The organism is Enterococcus sp. DIV0236 (assembly GCF_050558525.1).
GTDB classification, from domain to species: Bacteria; Bacillota; Bacilli; order Lactobacillales; family Enterococcaceae; genus Enterococcus; species Enterococcus faecalis.
The window spans coordinates 2,516,887-2,535,311 of record NZ_CP187891.1 but is presented as its reverse complement, the minus strand read 5'-3'; the positions used below and the strand labels follow the sequence as shown (position 1 = coordinate 2,535,311).

The 18,425-nt window shown below is 40.4% G+C and carries 13 protein-coding genes and 1 other annotated feature (1 of these 14 running past the window's edge); of the genes, 10 read left to right on the top strand and 3 right to left on the bottom strand.

Annotated elements, in window-relative coordinates; all coding sequences use genetic code 11:
• Positions 1 to 189, top strand: a binding site (T-box leader); it begins 57 nt to the left of the window's first position.
• 49 nt (positions 190 to 238) lie between these two features.
• The 7 genes from IGK27_RS12165 (at position 239) to IGK27_RS12135 (ending at position 13,771) form a co-directional block, all read left to right on the top strand.
• Entirely contained in the window at positions 239 to 1,882 is a 1,644-nt protein-coding gene (locus IGK27_RS12165; protein ID WP_075320543.1) for a peptide ABC transporter substrate-binding protein, read from the top strand.
• Positions 1,883 to 1,903: 21 nt separating this feature from the next.
• Positions 1,904 to 3,124: a peptidase T gene (gene pepT / locus IGK27_RS12160; RefSeq protein WP_002354968.1), complete on the top strand. Its 1,221-nt coding sequence runs from the start codon at positions 1,904 to 1,906 to the stop codon at positions 3,122 to 3,124.
• 85 nt (positions 3,125 to 3,209) lie between these two features.
• Positions 3,210 to 3,767, top strand: coding sequence for a GNAT family N-acetyltransferase (locus IGK27_RS12155; RefSeq protein ID WP_002386268.1), 558 nt, complete (start codon positions 3,210 to 3,212; stop codon positions 3,765 to 3,767).
• A 34-nt stretch (positions 3,768 to 3,801) separates the two neighbouring features.
• Positions 3,802 to 4,413: a YktB family protein gene (locus IGK27_RS12150; protein ID WP_002359064.1), complete on the top strand. Its 612-nt coding sequence runs from the start codon at positions 3,802 to 3,804 to the stop codon at positions 4,411 to 4,413.
• 365 nt (positions 4,414 to 4,778) lie between these two features.
• On the top strand, positions 4,779 to 5,141 hold the full coding sequence (locus IGK27_RS12145; protein WP_002370083.1) for an LPXTG cell wall anchor domain-containing protein: 363 nt from the start codon (positions 4,779 to 4,781) through the stop codon (positions 5,139 to 5,141).
• Positions 5,128 to 9,396 (top strand): WxL domain-containing protein, encoded by a 4,269-nt coding sequence (locus IGK27_RS12140; RefSeq protein ID WP_010710236.1) that lies wholly within the window; start codon positions 5,128 to 5,130, stop codon positions 9,394 to 9,396. Before IGK27_RS12145 ends, IGK27_RS12140 begins: the two co-directional genes overlap by 14 nt.
• A 490-nt stretch (positions 9,397 to 9,886) precedes the next feature.
• Positions 9,887 to 13,771 carry a WxL domain-containing protein gene (locus tag IGK27_RS12135; protein ID WP_075320512.1) on the top strand — a complete coding sequence of 1,295 codons (3,885 nt, stop codon included), beginning with the start codon at positions 9,887 to 9,889 and terminating at the stop codon, positions 13,769 to 13,771.
• 54 nt (positions 13,772 to 13,825) lie between these two features.
• Here IGK27_RS12135 and lepB read toward each other — a convergent pair whose 3' ends face one another.
• From lepB to rpsD, 3 genes are all read right to left on the bottom strand, one after another.
• Positions 13,826 to 14,362: a signal peptidase I gene (gene lepB / locus IGK27_RS12130; protein ID WP_002385230.1), complete on the bottom strand. Its 537-nt coding sequence runs from the start codon at positions 14,360 to 14,362 to the stop codon at positions 13,826 to 13,828.
• Between the two features lie 61 nt (positions 14,363 to 14,423).
• Positions 14,424 to 14,972: a biotin transporter BioY gene (locus IGK27_RS12125; protein WP_002354975.1), complete on the bottom strand. Its 549-nt coding sequence runs from the start codon at positions 14,970 to 14,972 to the stop codon at positions 14,424 to 14,426.
• A 159-nt stretch (positions 14,973 to 15,131) separates the two neighbouring features.
• Positions 15,132 to 15,743 (bottom strand): 30S ribosomal protein S4, encoded by a 612-nt coding sequence (gene rpsD / locus IGK27_RS12120; RefSeq protein ID WP_002365342.1) that lies wholly within the window; start codon positions 15,741 to 15,743, stop codon positions 15,132 to 15,134.
• A gap of 323 nt (positions 15,744 to 16,066) precedes the next feature.
• Here rpsD and IGK27_RS12115 point away from each other — a divergent pair, with 323 nt between their 5' ends.
• The 3 genes from IGK27_RS12115 (at position 16,067) to IGK27_RS12105 (ending at position 18,381) form a co-directional block, all read left to right on the top strand.
• Positions 16,067 to 16,870, top strand: coding sequence for a formate/nitrite transporter family protein (locus IGK27_RS12115; protein ID WP_002365340.1), 804 nt, complete (start codon positions 16,067 to 16,069; stop codon positions 16,868 to 16,870).
• Between the two features lie 71 nt (positions 16,871 to 16,941).
• Complete coding sequence (locus IGK27_RS12110; RefSeq protein WP_010710891.1) at positions 16,942 to 17,595, top strand: DNA alkylation repair protein; 654 nt, start codon at positions 16,942 to 16,944, stop codon at positions 17,593 to 17,595.
• Positions 17,596 to 17,604: 9 nt separating this feature from the next.
• Positions 17,605 to 18,381 (top strand): HAD family hydrolase, encoded by a 777-nt coding sequence (locus IGK27_RS12105; RefSeq protein WP_002361040.1) that lies wholly within the window; start codon positions 17,605 to 17,607, stop codon positions 18,379 to 18,381.
• Positions 18,382 to 18,425: the final 44 nt, after the last annotated feature.

Sequence of the window (18,425 nt, the reverse complement as noted above, 5' to 3'; positions counted from 1 at the left end):
GTGAGAAGAGGTAGTGACGTTAAAGGGGAAAATGGCCTTTGAACAGGTTGGTTGAAGCCGTTCGCTTAAACCAATTCAGGTGCGCCTGTTATAGCGCTACAGTATGATTGTACTGGAAACGAGCGGATCTTTTTTAGCGAAGAGATCAACAAAGGTGGTACCGCGATTGCATAAGCATTCGTCCTTTTTAGGACGAATGCTTTTTTTATTTGTTTAAAAAATATGAGGGGGCAACAACATGAAATTGGGGAAAAAAGTAGTAGGTTTGATTGCAACAGGGTTTCTTTTAGCCGCATGTGGCGGAACCAAAGAAGCGGCAGAGAAAGTAGATTCGGGAAATTTAGCAGCTGAACAAAAAATCAGTATTAGTTCACCTGCACCAATCTCAACATTGGATACAACACAAACAACAGATAAAAATACCTTTACAATGGCACAACATTTATTTGAAGGCCTTTATCGGTTTGATGATGATAGTGCCACGGTGCCAGCTCTAGCTAAAGATGTCAAGATTAGTGACGATGGGCGCAAGTACCACTTTACCTTGCGGGAGGGGATTAAGTGGAGCAACGGCGAGCCAATTACGGCCCAAGATTTTGTTTATTCTTGGAAAAAACTGGTGACACCAGCGACGATTGGACCGAATGCCTATTTACTAGACAGTGTTAAAAATAGTTTTGAAATACGCAACGGTGAAAAGTCAGTCGATGAATTAGGGATTTCAGCCCCTAATGACAAAGAATTCATTGTTGAATTAAAACAGGCCCAACCTTCCTTCTTAGCAGTCGTTTCGATTGCTTGGTTAGCGCCACAAAATCAAAAATTTGTCGAAGCGCAAGGCAAAGATTACGCCTTGGATAGTGAACATTTACTTTATAGCGGGCCATTTACGCTAGCCAATTGGGATGCGACTTCAGATACTTGGACATTGAAAAAAAATCCAGAATACTATGATGCGGATCAAGTGAAACTGGAAGAAGTTGCGGTTAGTACAATCAAAGAAGATAATACTGGGATTAACTTATATCAAGCGAATGAACTAGACTTAGTTCGCATTAACGGACAATATGTTCAACAATATCAAGATGATCCAGGCTATGTCAGTCATCCAGATGTGGCCAACTACTTCTTAGATTTCAACAAAAAAGAAGGAACGCCATTAGCGAATGTTCATTTACGAAAAGCGATTGGCCAAGCAATTGATAAAGAAGCCTTAACACAAAGTGTCTTAAACGATGGGTCAAAACCCCTCAACGGATTGATTCCAAGTAAACTTTATGCGAATCCAGAAACAGATGAAGATTTCCGAGCATACAGTGGCGAATATTTGAAAAATGACGTCAAAAAAGCCCAAGCTGAATGGACGAAAGCCCAAGCGGATGTCGGTAAAAAAGTGAAACTTTCCTTGCTGGCGGCAGATACAGATCAAGGAAAACGAATTGCTGAATATGTTCAAAGTCAGTTGCAAGAAAATCTGCCAGGTTTAGAAATTACCATTTCATCGCAACCAAGTAATAATGTGAACCAATCGCGACGTGAAAAAAATTATGAGTTGTCTCTTTCAGGATGGATTGCCGGCAGTAGTGAATTAGACTCTTACTTTAACTTATATGCGGGAGAATCAAGTTACAATTATGGCAATTATCATAATGCCAAATACGACCAACTGGTAGAAGATGCGCGAACGATTAATGCCAATAATCCAGAGAAACAATTTGCAGAATACAAAGAAGCGGAAGACATCTTGTTGAACCAAGATGCTGCCCAAGTACCGCTGTATCAAAGTGCCTCAAATTATCTAATCAATCCTAAAGTGAAAGGCATTAGTTATCACTTGTATGGGGATTATTTCCACTTGCGCAATGCCTATTTAACAGAATGATTCAGGAAGAAGGAGTAAAAAATGGAAAAATTAGTCGAACGATTTTTAACTTACGTGAAAGTTAACACCCGTTCAGATGCCAACAGTCAAACCACACCGACGACGGTCGGTCAAGTGGTTTTAGCCAAAATGATTGAAACAGAACTTCATGAATTAGGTTTGGCCGATGTGCATTATAACGAACAAAACGGCTTTTTAACGGCACGGTTGCCTGGTAACCAACCTGCAGCGAAGAGTATTGGGTTGATTGCACATCTGGATACGGCGGATTTTTCAGCAGAAAACATCCGTCCCCAAGTCATCACTAATTATGATGGTCAAGATGTCCTCTTGAATCAAGAACAAGGCATCGTTTTATCAGTTGCTGAATTTCCCAATTTAAAAGAGTATCAAGGGGAAACGTTGATTACTACAGACGGAACCACACTTTTAGGAGCAGATGACAAAGCGGGAATTGTCGAGATTTTAGCTGCTGTTGAGTATTTTTTGGCACATCCAGAAGTAGCGCGGGGCGATGTTTGGCTCGCCTTCGGTCCAGATGAAGAAATTGGACGCGGGGCCGATCAATTTGATGCGCCGAACTTCCCAGTCGCTTTTGCGTATACAATCGACAGTGGCCGCGTGGGGCATTTCGAGTATGAAACGTTTAACGCTGCTCAAGCTGTGATAACAATTGAGGGAACCAGTGTCCATCCGGGAACGGCCTATGGTTCGTTAGTAAATGCCATTAAATTAGGCGAACAACTTGATCAATCACTACCGCAAAAGGAAGTGCCAGAACAAACACGTGGAAATGAAGGATTTTATTTACTCAATAAATTTACAGGAAGTATTGAAAAAGCAGAACTTGTCTATATCATTCGGGATCATGATCAAGAAAACTTTCAAGCGAGAAAGCAATTTTTGGAAAAACAAGTCCAACGTTTAAATGCGCTGGCGGATAAACCCAGACTAACAATTACTTTCCAAGACCAATACTATAATATGAAGGAAATCATCGAAAAAGATTGGACTCCTGTAGAATTGGCCGTCCAAGCAATGGAAAGTTGTGACATTGAACCAATCATCACACCATTTCGTGGCGGGACAGATGGTTCTAAGATTTCTTTCATGGGCATTCCCACGCCTAATCTATTTACAGGTGGCGAGAATTTTCATGGGCAATATGAATTCATTACCGTTGAATCAATGGCCAAAGCTGTTCAGACGATCATTGCCATCATTCGCTTAAACGCTAATTAAAGAAACACGCAAGGGAAATGCCGATTTTCCTTGCGTGTTTCGCTGTTTTTCGGTAAAGTATGTAGAAAAGTAGGGAGTTTTGCTCATGAATTATCCATTGATTTTTGCAGAAAACCAACGAATCGAAACCGAACGCTTGATTTTAAGGCCCGTCACATTAGCCGATGCAGAGGATATGTACGAATATGCTTCAGATGAGGAAACGGTCCGCTATGTGTTTTTGAAAAATCAAACAATCGCTGAAACAAGACAAAACATTGCTAAATTTTTTATGGGGGAACCTTTAGGAAAATATGGGATTGAAGTGAAAGAAACGGGCAAAATGATTGGCACGATTGATTTGCGGGTCAATGAAACCAATAATATTGGAGAATTAGGCTATGTCTTGAACCGTGCCTTTTGGGGCAATGGCTACATGCCTGAAGCCGCGACGGCGTTAGTTGAACTGGGTTTTGCAAAAATGAAACTCATGAGAATCTTTGCTTTACATGATCAAGACAATCCAGCTTCTGGTCGTGTCATGGAGAAAATTGGTTTTACCTACGAAGGAACACTACCCAATGCTCGAATTAGTAAAGGGAAAATTGTCACAGATGTTTATCGTGGGATGACACTGGAAACATGGCAAAATCGACAAAAATAGAAGCGGAAGACAAGTTAAGAGAGGAATTAGAGAAATGTTGATGTTTACAGAAAAAGAATTCGCAGCCTTTGAAGTTGCTGGATTAGATGAACGAATGGCGGTTATCCGTGCGCAAATTCAACCTATTTTTCAAGAATTAGACACGTATTTTGCCGAACAACTAGCGCCTGAACTAGGAACGGAGTTGTTTGTCCATATTGCGCAACATCGCCGTCGCACCGTGTATCCGCCAGAAAATACTTGGTCAGCACTTAGTCCGAATAAGCGCGGGTATAAAATGCAGCCGCATTTTCAATTAGGCATTTGGGGCGACTATGTGTTTATGTGGTTGTCATTCATTGATAATCCTAAAAATGAAAAGCAGATTGCGCAAGCCTTTTTAGAGAATCAGCAATTATTCCAAGCATTACCAGAAGATACGTATGTTTCCTTGGATCATACGGTTCCTCAAATTACTCCGCTGCCAGAAACGGATTTAGAAAAAGCCTTAACTCGTTTTAGAGATGTAAAAAAAGGTGAGTTTGAAATTGGGCGCATCATTCCCAAAGATAGTGACTTGTGGCAAAACCCTGAAAAAGCACGCGCTTATATGTTGGCAACCTATCAACAACTCCTGCCATTGTATCAATTAGCTGTTGCCCAATAAGAGAAACAGACAGTTATTTTGTGTTTTAGTGTTATTTTATCGAATTATCCAATCGTCAAAAATGAGAAAAGCTCACAATGTTAGTTTTAATTACTAACATTGTGAGCTTTTCTGTAGTTTTTTTGAAAAAAATTAAGGGATGACTGGCTGATTTCTATGGAAAAGTACGTTTTGATAGCCTTTTTTGCTTAAATAACAAGAGTAGCAACCCTTGCTTAATAAGGGATTTTCGCGAATAGATGTTGTCAAATGAAAAAAAATGATGTTTTGAACAAAGAGTTCTTTGCTATTATAAAGGTATGAAAAAGGTTGTTTACGCATTCTTTATATAGAAGAATGTGAATGAGTTAAAAGGAGGTTTTTAAATGAAAAAAAAGCGTTATTTAATGATTGCGTGTCTACTATTTTCCCCTAGCTTTTTTATAAATGTTGAAGCGTCTGAGGGTGGTTCTAGTTCGGTGGGGATTGAATTTTACCAAAATCCGACAACACCCGCTCCAAAAGATCCCCCACCGAAAACAGATGCGCCAGCTGCTGATCCCAAGGAACCAGCTGGTCCTCCGCAAGGAGATCAACGAAGTGGTGGTTCGACACAGACCACCACAACTGGCTCGCAGCTCCCTCGTACAGGGAGCAAGAGTCAGGCAAATCTTAGCATTCTTGGTCTTGTCTTGATTGGTCTTGTCGGAATGGTCCAGAGAAAGAAGGGACGACATGAAGCAAACTAAGTGGCAACGATTAGCAACCATTGGCTTGTGTAGTTCTTTAGTGATTAACGCTTTTTCTGGCGTGACCGCAGTTGCGGAAACAATCACGATTGAAAGTAGTCCGACAGTAGCAAGTAGCGCTAAGGAAGCAACATCAGCAAGTAGCGCAACGCCAGAAAGTACGGAAAGCAGTCAAGAAACGACTGAAACGAGTCGGGAAGAAGTGACACAGGAAACAGTGGAACAAGAAGATACAACGGAAATAGCTCAAGAAGAAAATCTGCTGGAACCATCTGGTATTCAAGCGAAAATTATGCCTAGAGCATTTGTCTGGGCAGCTACAGGAACCACGAATAGAACCACGGTTCGTCTTAACGATGTAGTTGATTATCGAATGAAACTGGAAAATATTACAACAGATGATACAAATTCAGATATTGTTGGTCCGATTCGAATTGAATCAAAATTGGCAGCTGGAATGACTAGACCAACGTCAGTTATTATCAAAGTTGGCCCCGAGGAACAAAATGTAGTTATAGGAGAAGGCTCTCATAATGCCAATAGTGGTGGCGAATATTTTGTTTGGACAGAGTCGACTAGGACGGTCACTGCATTTATCAATCGTCTACACGGGCGAACTTCTGGAAATACTGGGTATATCAAAACATTGTATTTTCAGACAAGAATTACTTCGGGTACACACAACGAAAAAAAATATATCGATTCCACGATTCGATTTAATGGATTTGGCGCAGTGAATAGACGAAATGAAATGACGTATGTGGATAGATTTTCTGGTAACTTAGGTTTGAAAGGGAATTTAAAATTTTACGATGAGGATGGAGTGGCTAGTAAGGAACAAATGAGTCTTTCCATAAACCCAGTATTATTTAAATCAACCAATTCGAGAGTAGAAGGGACGCTGTTAAGATATCCTTTAACTATGACAAATGCTGGTAGTGGGCTTTATAGGTTTGATACAGGACTAAAAAATATAGGTACTAGTAACGGGGGTTCGTGGTTTTTCTTTAGTAACGATATTGTGATTAATTTTGCTACAGCTACCACCAATAGAATTGATAAAATTGTGTTAGCACCACCTAAAGCAACACTTCCAGACAGCCGAACAGGTGTGATGACTTCCAGAGCGTACACATCAACAACTTATACGAGAAGTAACTATGATATTTCAACATATAACTTTACTAAAGCGACTGGTAAGACATGGCGTATAACGAATCGTAGTTCTAATAGCGGAGTAAGCACCAATATTATGTTTAGTGACAATCTTGTAGGAACAACAGGACAGTTCAATAAAGGGAATTCTGGTGCTACTATTAATTATTATATTTATTACAAAAAGCTTTATGAGAATTTTGTTAATAGTAACGGACAAAAAATTACACCACCATCAGGATTCACACAAGGAAAGCGAACGGTTATTAATAGTGAAGCGTACACTTTTAAACAAAGTGGCACCTTGCCAGATACCTATCAAGCAGACGGCAAAACCTATAAGTTCAAAGGCTGGTACAAAGGTAAAACCAAGCCAAACACCTTGACCGCGACTAAAGCACCAAGCTATGCGGTGACTTATGATGATAATGATGATTTGAATGTGGTGTATGAGGAGATTAAGGTTTTGGAATTTCCTAGTCGTACATATCAATTTGGGTTTGTTGATGAATCAGGTAAGCGAGTAGATGCCTCCACGATTGATTTGACATATGATAATTGGTACGGTATTGGTACTGAGCCACCCAACAATATCCCATCAGCATGGGCAACTACTAAAATAGAAACAGGGATTAAGGCAAATACAAAAAATAATCTTAAAGAAATCATATACCCAGTTCAATATCTTGAAACGAATAGTAATGATTCATTTCAATTTAGTGCAGTAAACTTAAGATATCAGCTTCCAAGAATTTATAAATCCATCAGTATACAAAATCAACAAGGTGGTTTTGATGCCGCATATCCTTATCCAAGTATACTAAACCCATCAGGTGCGGAAATAAATAATACTCCTCAATATTTTGAATTAAAGAATAATGGAGGACAGGAGTTTGTGTTCAATAGAACAACAGCCGCCGCTCCCGAAAATGTTCAGCTTCCATTTTATTTAAGATATGTATCGAGTTTTCTTACGGGGAAAGCAATGTACTATACGATTCAAGGTCCAATCTATTACTATCTAACCAACCGCCGTGTCACCGAAAACTTCGTGGACGCCAACGGCACTAAAATCACGCCACCAACAGGCTTCACGCAAGGGAAACAAACAGTAATTAACAGTGACCCATACACCTTTAAACAAAGTGGCACCTTGCCAGACACTTACACAACAGGTGGTAAGACCTACAAGTTCAAAGGCTGGTACAAAGGCAAAACCAAGCCAAATACCTTGACCACCACCAAAGCGCCAAGCTATGCGGTGACTTATGATGATAATGATGATTTGAATGTGGTGTATGAGGAGATTAAGGTTTTTGATTTTCCAGCGCTGACCTATCAATTCGGGTTCGTAGACGAGTCTGGCAAACGAGTAGATGCTTCAACGATTAAACTAACCTATGACAATTGGCATGGAGAAGGATTAGCAACCAATTCAGCTGATTCAAATAAACCTGATTACTGGAAAACAGTCAGTCTTGAAAAAGGTCAAGTTGCACCAACCAAAAACAATTTGAAGGAAATTGCTTATCCTGCGCAATCACTTGAAATACTGAGTGATCGAAGTACACAACATAGTGCGGCTAATTTAACCTTTACACTACCCAATTACTATGAAAAAATAAGTGTTTATAACAAGAGTGGTACTTTTGATATAGCTTACCCGTTTCCTAATATTCAAGGTAATAATTATTCAGAGCCATTTGTCGAAGGTGAGAATAAGCTACTTTCTAGAAACTTTGAGTTAAAGAATAACGGGAGTCAATCGTTTATCTTTAATCGAACAACCACGGCTGCTCCGATAGATATTCAGGTACCCAGTTATTTGCGAAAGGTTGTCCACAATCCTAATTTGGGATCGGGGGTAGCAACCTATCTTACAATTGATAAACCAGTCTATTACTATCTAACCAATCGTAAAGTCACCGAAAATTTCGTAGACACCAACGGCACTAAAATCACGCCACCAACAGGCTTTACGCAAGGGAACCAGATTCCCATGACGAGCAACACCTTCAAGTATACGAGCGCAAAAGTCTTACCAGCTAGTTATACAACAGGCGGTAAAACTTACATTTTCCAAGGCTGGTACAAAGGTAAAACCAAGCCTAATACTTTAACAACCAGCACTACGCCAACATACAATACAACTTTTGATGGCAATGACGACATGACGGCGATGTATAAGGAAGAAGTGCCCAAAGCAAGTGTCGCTTTAACTCGTACTACCGCTGAAACCGTGACTAGCGGCGGCAATGTCACCTGGCGTGCCACAATTACCAATACAAGCCAAGCGCCACTAACCACGGCGACCATCAAGAAATCAACCGCTTGGACAACTGGCTTAGCAGCACCAACCGCCATGATTGTCACGCCAGCTGGCGGAACCGCGAAAACAGTTCCCGTCACAGCGACTACGTGGACCAATGGTGTTAGCTTAGGCACTGACATTCCCGTAGGAAAATCTGCCACGGTTCAGTTCACTACGAAAGCGACAGGGACAGCGGGGCAAGTCTTGCGCGCTGGGATTACCACCAGTGGGAATTACAGTGGTGTCTCTGCTTCGGCCACCGTACGTGTGAAAGACAATGATCAAGCAATTGTGACACCAACGGCTGAAGGCTTCATCAGTGTTCCAACCTTCAATTTTGGTCAGGTTGGGGTAGCGGGAAGCACGCAACAGCACAGCTTGAAAAAAGCCGCTGATTACTATGGCAACGGCACACGCAATCCCTATCTGCGGATCAAGAAAACCCAACCGAATTGGAGCTTAACAGCGCAACTGTCGCAACCAAAATCAGCGACAGACAGCTTGCCGACAACGACCCGCTTATTATTAGGGGCGGCTCCTGTTTCGAGTTTCTCAAATTACAACCAACCTACCGAGTTGAAAAATGCGGTCGGTACTACGAGTACCATTAGTTTGAATGCCAACAACACGGCCACTAGGATTATTGCCAATCAACAATTCACTGGGAGTAATATCTATCAGTTGGACTTCACCTTCAACAATGTCAAACTTGAAGTGCCAGCCAACCAAGGGGTCAAGGGGCAACAATACCAAGCCGCAGTTACGTGGAACCTAGTTACAGGTCCTTAAAATAGTTAAGTTATCATGAGGAAAGCTCAAAATGTTAGTGTTTGATACTAACATTTTGAGCTTTTGTTTATGGAAATTAAGGAATTTGGCTGAAAATCAGTAGCAAAATGGCAGATTCTCTTAATTTTCGAGTGTTTTTCCAGTGAAAAAGTGCTCTTCCGCCTTGGTATAATAGGAATCATCAGAAAAGTAGCTTAGCTGTAGCAAAATTTGAAATTTCAAGTCCGCCTTTTTTTGATAGAATGGAGAAAATTAAAAGCTGTACATATACCAATGAACAATAAATCAATACATAAAAAGGAGAATAGCATGAATCAAAAATGGCAAAAGTTACTTCCAACAAGGAACTCACCTAAGAGGTGGTTCAGCACAAGCTATCACGACTGACCCTTGCGCCCTGTACGAAGGGACAAGGGGCAAGCAAATTTTAGCATTCCCAGCTTAGCCTTAATCGGCTTGGCGGGAATGGTACATAGAAAGAAGGGACGACATGAAGAGAATTAACTGGCAACGCTTAGCAACCATTGGCTTGTGTAGTTCTTTAGTGATTAACGCCTTTTCTGGCGTAACAGCCATTGCGGAAACAGTCACGAGTGAAAGTAGCCCGACAGTGGCAAATAGTATTAAGGAAGCAACACCAGCAAGTAGCGCAAGGCAAGAAAGTACGGAAAGCAGTCAAAAAACGACTGAAACGAGTCAGGAAGAAGTAACACAGGAAACAGCGAAACAAGCAGAGACAAAAGCGCCACTGGAAACACCAGAGATAAAAACAAACACAACAGAACAACCTGCAGAAAATAGTAGTGAAAATGACCGACAAAAGAGTATTTCGCCACGTTGGGTGCCGAATAATCAAGTGATTTATCCGAGAATAACCTTGGCTTTCACTAATGAATCAGGGCAAGCTTTTGCTGATGAAAACTTAACGTTATCAGGGACGTATACTAAATTTGGATATGAAGACGCAACTAGTTTATGGCGACCATATGCGGTTAATTATCCAATTACTTCTTCTAATGCAGGTGGTGGTCAATATCGAGTAGCTGTCAATGCAACGGTTCCTTTACCATACGATTTTTTTACAGATTTACCAGCAAATTATAGGATGAATATATACGCGGTTGAACAATTAAAGATTGATAACACGCTAAAGTATGTCGACAGTATTGTTGCTGTGCCCAATTCTACACTGAGGATGACCAGATATAGTGCACAACAAACAACTGAGTTACCGCAGTTTGGGAATCATATGACTCCTTTTGTATTACGCACAAGAGATAGCATATTTTCTAAAAGCAGTGAAAATGTTTTCTCTCTAAACACGGATGGTAATGAATTTTTAAGAATCCTGAGTGTCGCCCCCATTGGCACTCCAGTAGAACCAGTATTATACGGATTTGATGGCACTGCAACGTACCGAGAAACACTTAATTACGTAGTCACCCGTAAACAAGTCACCGAAAAGTTCGTAGATGCTAACGGCGTAGCCATTACACCGCCAACAGGTTTTACCCAAAACAAGAAAACACCAATGACCAGCAATGACTTCACATTCAAACAAAGCAGTACTTTGCCAGACACCTATCAAGCAGACGGCAAAACCTACAAATTCAAAGGCTGGTACAAAGGCAAAACCAAGCCAAATACCTTGACCACGACCAAAGCGCCAAGCTATGCGGTGACCTATGATGGGAATGACGATTTGACGGTGGTGTATGAGGCGATTCAAGAAGGAAAAGGAATGTCATCTGTTCAGGTGATGAATAAGGCGATTCAGAATCCAGTGACTTTGCCTGATCGCATGTATCGTGTCCTATTTATCAATGAAACAGGGGGGCTGACATTTGCTGATCGTTATGGCTTTACTGGAGAATTAGTTGAAGTTGCGGATGGCAAAGTGACGCCAATTGGCCCAGTCCCGACTAACAATAATAGCGCAGTAAAAGAAATCACTATACCAGGTCGAGTTTTCGATACAGAAAGACCTACGCCGTTGCAATATGGAGTTCGCAATGCAACCTTTACGTTGCCCAAAATGTATAAAACCGTAACGTATCAACCTGGCCCAAATTATACAGGTACAGCCTACTCTATTCCAGAAACGTATCGTCTTAGTTTAAGAAGTGGTGTCAAAAGTGACATCGATACAACTGGATGGCGAATTGGTCTTGACCCGACAACAGATCCACAAAAGTTTACGATGAGCGGTATATACTGGTCATCAATGCCTACAAATGTTAGACTTGCAACACTATTAAGTGCGACTATTACTGGTAAAGGAGTAGAACCGAGTGTCTATACACTAGATGAAAATGCACGTATGTATCTTTACCTAGAAAATCGTCGTGTTACGGAAAACTTCGTAGATACCAATGGTACTAAAATCACCGCACCGTCAGGTTTCGCCCAAGGGAAAAAAACAGTAATTACTAGTGATTCGTACACCTTTAAGCAAAGCGGAGATTTGCCAGATACCTATAAAGTCGGCACGAAAACCTATCAGTTCAAAGGCTGGTACAAAGGTAAAAACAAACCAGACACCTTGACGACGACCAAAGCTCCCAGTTATCCAGTCACTTATAATGATGATGATGATTTGACGGTAGTCTATGAAGAAGTCGTGATGAAAACGTATAATTTACCAGCCAAAGATGTTTACTTTGGTTATGTTGATGAGGCAGGTAACCTATTGAATACAGCAGGCTTTTCTGTAGAAGCCGAATTAGGTGAAAGTGACGAAACTGAATCAACAGTATTAGGGAAAATTCAAGGAACTGATGAAGTGATGAGTAAATTAAAAAAATTATCGATTCCTGGCAAGTCATATGATTTCCCGATAGATAAGCTTAAGACATACGGTGCAAGGTCTGTTAATCATACAATTCCTAAACAATATAAGACAATGTCGATTACACCGCTAGCTACTTATACGGGAGATAAAACAAAGTATCCTATGACCAAAGAGATCCGGAAAAATATAGAAGCGCCATATACGGTTGTTTCTCAAGCTGACGGAGTAGAAGCCTTCAAATTAACTAACGCTGGAACTTTTTTTAGAACCAGACGAGCTTTTTGGACATGGGACCCGAATAACACGTTGTATGCTATGGGAATTTATTCAGGGACAGTCGGAAAAAACTATAACTTAGCTTCTCCAGAGGGAACAATCTACTATTATTTAGAAAACCGTCGTGTCACTGAAAACTTTGTGGATCCAAGCGGCGCTAAAATTACACCGCCAACAGGCTTCACGCAAGGAAAACAAACGGTGATTGACAGTGATAATTTCACTTACGCTAGTACGAAAGCCTTACCAGACACTTATACAACAGGAGATAAATCCTATAAGTTCAAAGGCTGGTACAAAGGTAAAACCAAACCAGGCACCTTGACAACGACTAAAACACCAAGTTACGCCGTGACTTACGACGATAAAGATGACATGACAGCGGTCTATGAGGAAGTCCAACCAACAGCAGAAATGACGGTTAGTCGGTTACTAGAAGTGATCCCGAATGAAGCTTCTATGATGTGGATAGTTAAACTAAAAAATACCAGTGAAGTTCCATTGACCAACGTTAAACTAGCACCAACGGCCAAATGGGCGGCAGGTATTTCACCACCAACACAATTAGCTGTTCGCATTGGTAATACACCAAATAAAATTATTCCAGTGACGGCAGAACAATGGCAAGCAGGAGTTAACTTAGATATAGAGATTCCTGTGAACGGCGAAGCCTTAGTGACAGTGAACACAGCGAAAATTACGGGAGAACCAAGACAACTTTTAACCGCAGAAATGACAGCTAGTGGAAACTTTTCTGCAGTGACAGCTAGTAACTTTGTACGTATTCAAGGAGAAGATCAAACGATTACGCCAACACCAGTAGAAGAAGGTTTCATTAGTACACCAACGTTTGATTTTGGGAAAATTACGATTAACAGTAGCACTAAGCAGTACGGACTGAAAAAAGCAGCTGATTACTATGGCAACGGCACACGTAATCCATATCTACGAATAAAGACAAGCCAACCTAATTGGCAGTTAACAGCACAATTGTCACAGTTAACAGCATCAGCTGATAGTTTGCCAACTAGTACGCGTTTATTATTAGGAAGTGCGGATGTTATAGCAATCGAAAACTATAATCAAGTCACAGAGTTAACAAATAAAGTTGGGGTTACGAAAGCCTTAACTTTGACGAGTGACGGTACATCTACACCAGTAATTCTTAATAACCAATTTACAGGTAATGATGTCTATCAATTAGATTTTGATTTTGCCAATGTGAAATTAGAAGTCCCTGCCAATCAAGGGAAAATAAATGAGAAATATCAAGGAACGGTGACGTGGAACTTAGTCACTGGACCTTAAAAAAATAGTAAACCGCCCCCAAAAAGTTAGACTTTTTGAGGGCGGTTTACTATTTTATGGAAATCCAATTTTATCTAATGGATAATAACGAAAAGTCAAAACACCTTCCACACTCGCTTGTTTAACAAAGCCAAAGTAACGACTGTCATCTGAGCGCGGGCGATTATCCCCCAAGACAAAATACATGCCTTCTGGAACGGTCAGGGATTGGGTGGCTTCTAAGGTCTCTAGCGTAAAATCTTGGGTATAATTTTCATTTTTAGAGACATTTCGTTTAGCACTTGCTAAGTAATCTTCACTGAGTGATACACCATTAATATAAAGGGTATCATCGCGATACTCGACTGTTTCGCCAGGTAAACCAATTAAACGTTTGGCTACTCGTTGGCCGTTGCGAGGACTAGGGAAAGCGATAATATCAAAGCGCTGAGGCTTTTTAATCGAGGTCACCCATAAACGGTCGTTGTTATGAAGTGTTGGTTCCATTGAAGAGCCATTCACTGCAGCAGGGGAGAAAACATAGTGTCGAATCAGCAAGACAGCGACGACTAACAAAACCAACTGAACCAATCGTTTTAATAATGAGGACATGGACTTCACTCCTTTGTCCTTTTAGTGTACTACAGACAAGGAAAAGAAAAAAGTTTTCCCCTTAAGAAAGGTGTGCTAAAAAACGTTTCATAAAGCGTTGGCGAATTAAAATACCAACATAAGCAGCTGCGACAGCCTTGATGATACCAGGAATAATAAACGGAGCAAACCCGCCAGCGAAAGCGTTTGGCCACGGCAGATTTGCGGAATATTTCAACCAAATCATACCGAAAACTAAGGTAACTAAGGCGCCAGCAATATTTGCGATAATGGCCCAAGTATAGTTAAAGGTTGTTTTTTCTAAAATATAACCAGTTAATAAGCCGTTAAAGATAAAGCCGATTAAATAGCCGCCAGTTGGTCCAAAGAGTACACCGAACCCACTAGACATCCCAGCGTAAACGGGTAAACCAATTAATCCTAATAAGAAGTAAATTAAAATAGCGTAGGTCCCCGTTCGCTTGCCCAAAACGGTAGCGGTTAAGCCGATGGCAAATGTTTGTCCAGTTAAGGGGACAATCCCCAATGGAATTGTAAATTGTGAAAGTACAGCAATAATCACAGCGAATTCTGCTGCTAAAATTAAAGAGCGTAACGATGCTTTATTCATAAGAAGCCTCACTTTCTATTGTTAACCAATTATTTTTATTTGGTTAACAATAGTTTAGCGGAAGTAAACAATTTTGTAAAGAGGGCAAAGAAAAAAACCTTGCCAAGAAAGGCAAGGTTTTGAAAGAAGGTAAGAACCGTAGTTCGACCTTTTGAAATCTTAAAGTTTTTGGTTGTAGTATTCAACGACAAGTGCTTCGTCGATTTCTGGGTAAAGTTCATCACGTTCTGGTAAACGAGTGAAGCTACCTTCTAATTTTTCAGTGTCAAAGCTTACAAATGCTGGACGTCCAACAGTTGCTTCAACCGCTTCTTTAATTGTTGAGATGTTTTGAGATTTTTCACGAACACCGATCACTTGACCAACTTCAACGTGGTATGATGGAATATCAACACGTTTGCCGTCTACAGTGATGTGACCATGGTTAACTAATTGACGTGCTTGACGACGAGTAGTTGCAAGACCTAAACGGTAAACAACGTTATCTAAGCGTTGTTCTAGTAAAACCATGAAGTTAACACCGTGTTTACCTTCTTTGATTTTGCTTGCTTTAATGAACAACGTACGGAATTGACGTTCGTTCATGCCATACATATGACGTAATTTTTGTTTTTCAGTTAATTGCATTCCGTATTCAGAAACTTTACCACGGCTGTTAGGTCCGTGTTGTCCTGGTTTGTAAGGGCGACGAGCTAGTTCTTTACCAGTACCTGATAAAGAGATACCTAGACGACGAGATACTTTCCATGATGGTCCAGTATAACGAGACATTAAAAATTCCTCCAATAAATAAATGTTTTTTTGGAGTAAAATAATTAGATGAAAAATTCATATTCGTTCAGTTCATTCTTCAACCTTCGCCTTTGCAGCCGCGGTTACGCAGTTGAACCAAGTTTGGCAATGAACTGTTGACGAGTTATTATTCTTCTGCTGCAATTATTTTACACAAAATCTAGTATACTTAATAGGATAGGAAACGTCAAGGTTTTAAAGTGAAATATGAAAAAAAGGTAGACAAAAACACTTTTCCTCATTAGAATAAGGGGAGATGTTTTGAAAATATAAGTTGAAAACGGAATGAAAGGGAGTTTACAATGAAGTCTGGTTCACCATTGTTTGAACAAATTGATAAATCCATCGACAAGAAAGTGAATTTATTCTCAAACAGCTTTTCCCGCTACGCTGTTCGTGCAATGCTTGCTTGTCTATTTTTAACGTTGGGAACAGCCGTTGCTTTTGCAATCGCAATTAAAGGAGAAGGAATTTCTCATGGTTTAGGGAAAATGCTTTACGCCTTCATGTTCAGTTGGTCACTTGTGATGATTTTATATATGAATGCCGAACTTGGTACCTCGAATATGTTGTACATGACTGTTGGGGTCTATCGTAAAAAAGTCAACTTTTCCTTAGCTGCAAAAATTTTATTTACCTGTATCTTATTCAATTTAATTGGTGGCGTCTTGTTTGGTTTCTTGGTATCACTTACGGTGCCGTTCCAAGATTTGCCAAAAGATAGTTTCTTCTTTACATCGATTGCTGGAAAATTAGAAAAAACCACCCTACAGATTTTAGTTGAAGCTATGTTCGCCAATATTGTAGTTAATACAGCCGTATTAGTGAGTATGCGAATGAAAGATGACGCCGGCAAAGTCGCGGCCATTATTTTCATTATCTTTATCTTTGCGTTCCTTGGTTTTGAACACGTGATTGCCAACTTCCCAGCCTTCAGTTTAGCTTACTTTGCTTCGAACGGCGCAATTGAAGCTTTCACAGCTGGTAATGTTGTTCATAATCTGTTCTGGGCCTTTATCGGTAACTTTATCGGTGGTGGCTTAATTATGGGTCTCGGCTATGCCTGGTTAGATAAAGACAACAAAAACTTAACGTATTTTGATTAATTGACCAACCAACTATACTAAAACATGGTACACTGTTTTAGTATAGTTTTTTTATTATAAGGAGCGAAGGAATGGACACACTTCAATTTCAGAAGAACCCAGAAAAAGCAGCAAAAATGTCTGCTTATATGAAACACCAATTTGTTTTTGCAGGCATCCCCGCCCCAGAACGTCAAGCGTTAAGTAAACAACTTTTAAAAGAAAGTCATACGTGGCCAAAGGAAAAATTATGCCAAGAGATTGAGGCTTATTATCAAAAAACAGAACGAGAATATCAGTATGTCGCTATTGATTTAGCCCTTCAAAATGTTCGGAGATTTTCATTAGAAGAGGTCGTAGCGTTTAAAGCCTATGTTCCACAAAAAGCGTGGTGGGACAGTGTGGATGCTTGGCGAAAATTTTTTGGGTCGTGGGTGGCGTTGCATCTGACTGAATTGCCAACGATTTTTGCCCTTTTTTATGGCGCTGAAAATTTCTGGAATCGGCGTGTTGCGCTGAATTTACAGTTGATGTTGAAAGAAAAGACCAATCAGGACCTGTTGAAAAAGGCGATTATTTATGATAGAACTACAGAGGAGTTCTTCATTCAAAAAGCGATTGGCTGGTCATTACGCCAATATAGTAAAACGAATCCGCAATGGGTCGAGGAATTGATGAAAGAATTAGTGTTGAGTCCTTTAGCACAACGAGAAGGCAGTAAATATTTAGCGAAAGCGAGCGAATAAGGAGAAATGATGGAAAGAAAACTTTTTGCATTTGATATTGATGGGACGTTGTTAAATTCGGAGAAGAAAGCATTGGATAGCACGAGAGAAGCGCTAGCAAAATTGCGGGAGCAAGGACACTTAGTTACGCTGGCAACTGGCAGAAGTCGTTATATGGCGCAAGAGGTGATTTGGGATTTAGATTTTACTAATTACGTATTATGTAATGGCGCCGCGGCTTTTGTGGATCATGAGCAATATTATCAAAATTTATTGCACGCTGAAGCGTTGGAACGTTTGGCACAAGACAGTGATCAACGCGGCTTAGGATTTGCTTGTGTGGGCTTAGATGATATTAAGAAGAGCAACCAGCACCGTGCTGAAAAAATGGAAATTGCGATGAACTCTTTTCATTTTCATTCACCTGCTTATGATGAACACTTTTATCGTCAAAATGATATTTACCAAGCGCTGGCTTTTTATGACGCAGAAGATCAGTGTACGTTTGAAGAAGAATACCCAGAATTTCGCTTTATTCGCTGGCATCAACATAGCGTAGATGTTGTGCCTAAAGATGGCTCAAAATCAGCTACGTTAACGTATTTAGCTAAACGTGTGGGCATTGATGCAAAAAATATCATTGCCTTTGGGGACGGCGAAAATGACCGAGAAATGTTAAGCCATGCAGGGATTGGCGTCGCAATGGGCAACGCGAGTCCTTCCATTCAAAAAGTGGCCACAATGGTCACAGATACAAATGATAATGATGGGATTTGGAAAGCCTTAAAAGAAATGAAGGCCATTTAAAAAAACTGGGCCGTTTGTCTGAAAACAAACGGCCCAGTTTTTTT

Excerpts from the sequence above, each read along its gene's own strand:
- IGK27_RS12165 (WP_075320543.1), top strand. The coding sequence starts at position 239 with ATGAAATTGGGGAAAAAAGTAGTAGGTTTGATTGCAACAGGGTTTCTT.
- rpsD (WP_002365342.1), bottom strand. The coding sequence starts at position 15,743 with ATGTCTCGTTATACTGGACCATCATGGAAAGTATCTCGTCGTCTAGGT.
- IGK27_RS12105 (WP_002361040.1), top strand. The coding sequence starts at position 17,605 with ATGGAAAGAAAACTTTTTGCATTTGATATTGATGGGACGTTGTTAAAT.
- IGK27_RS12115 (WP_002365340.1), top strand. The coding sequence starts at position 16,067 with ATGAAGTCTGGTTCACCATTGTTTGAACAAATTGATAAATCCATCGAC.
- IGK27_RS12155 (WP_002386268.1), top strand. The coding sequence starts at position 3,210 with ATGAATTATCCATTGATTTTTGCAGAAAACCAACGAATCGAAACCGAA.
- IGK27_RS12135 (WP_075320512.1), top strand. The coding sequence starts at position 9,887 with ATGAAGAGAATTAACTGGCAACGCTTAGCAACCATTGGCTTGTGTAGT.
- IGK27_RS12150 (WP_002359064.1), top strand. The coding sequence starts at position 3,802 with ATGTTGATGTTTACAGAAAAAGAATTCGCAGCCTTTGAAGTTGCTGGA.
- IGK27_RS12145 (WP_002370083.1), top strand. The coding sequence starts at position 4,779 with ATGAAAAAAAAGCGTTATTTAATGATTGCGTGTCTACTATTTTCCCCT.
- IGK27_RS12110 (WP_010710891.1), top strand. The coding sequence starts at position 16,942 with ATGGACACACTTCAATTTCAGAAGAACCCAGAAAAAGCAGCAAAAATG.
- IGK27_RS12140 (WP_010710236.1), top strand. The coding sequence starts at position 5,128 with ATGAAGCAAACTAAGTGGCAACGATTAGCAACCATTGGCTTGTGTAGT.
- pepT (WP_002354968.1), top strand. The coding sequence starts at position 1,904 with ATGGAAAAATTAGTCGAACGATTTTTAACTTACGTGAAAGTTAACACC.
- lepB (WP_002385230.1), bottom strand. The coding sequence starts at position 14,362 with ATGTCCTCATTATTAAAACGATTGGTTCAGTTGGTTTTGTTAGTCGTC.
- IGK27_RS12125 (WP_002354975.1), bottom strand. The coding sequence starts at position 14,972 with ATGAATAAAGCATCGTTACGCTCTTTAATTTTAGCAGCAGAATTCGCT.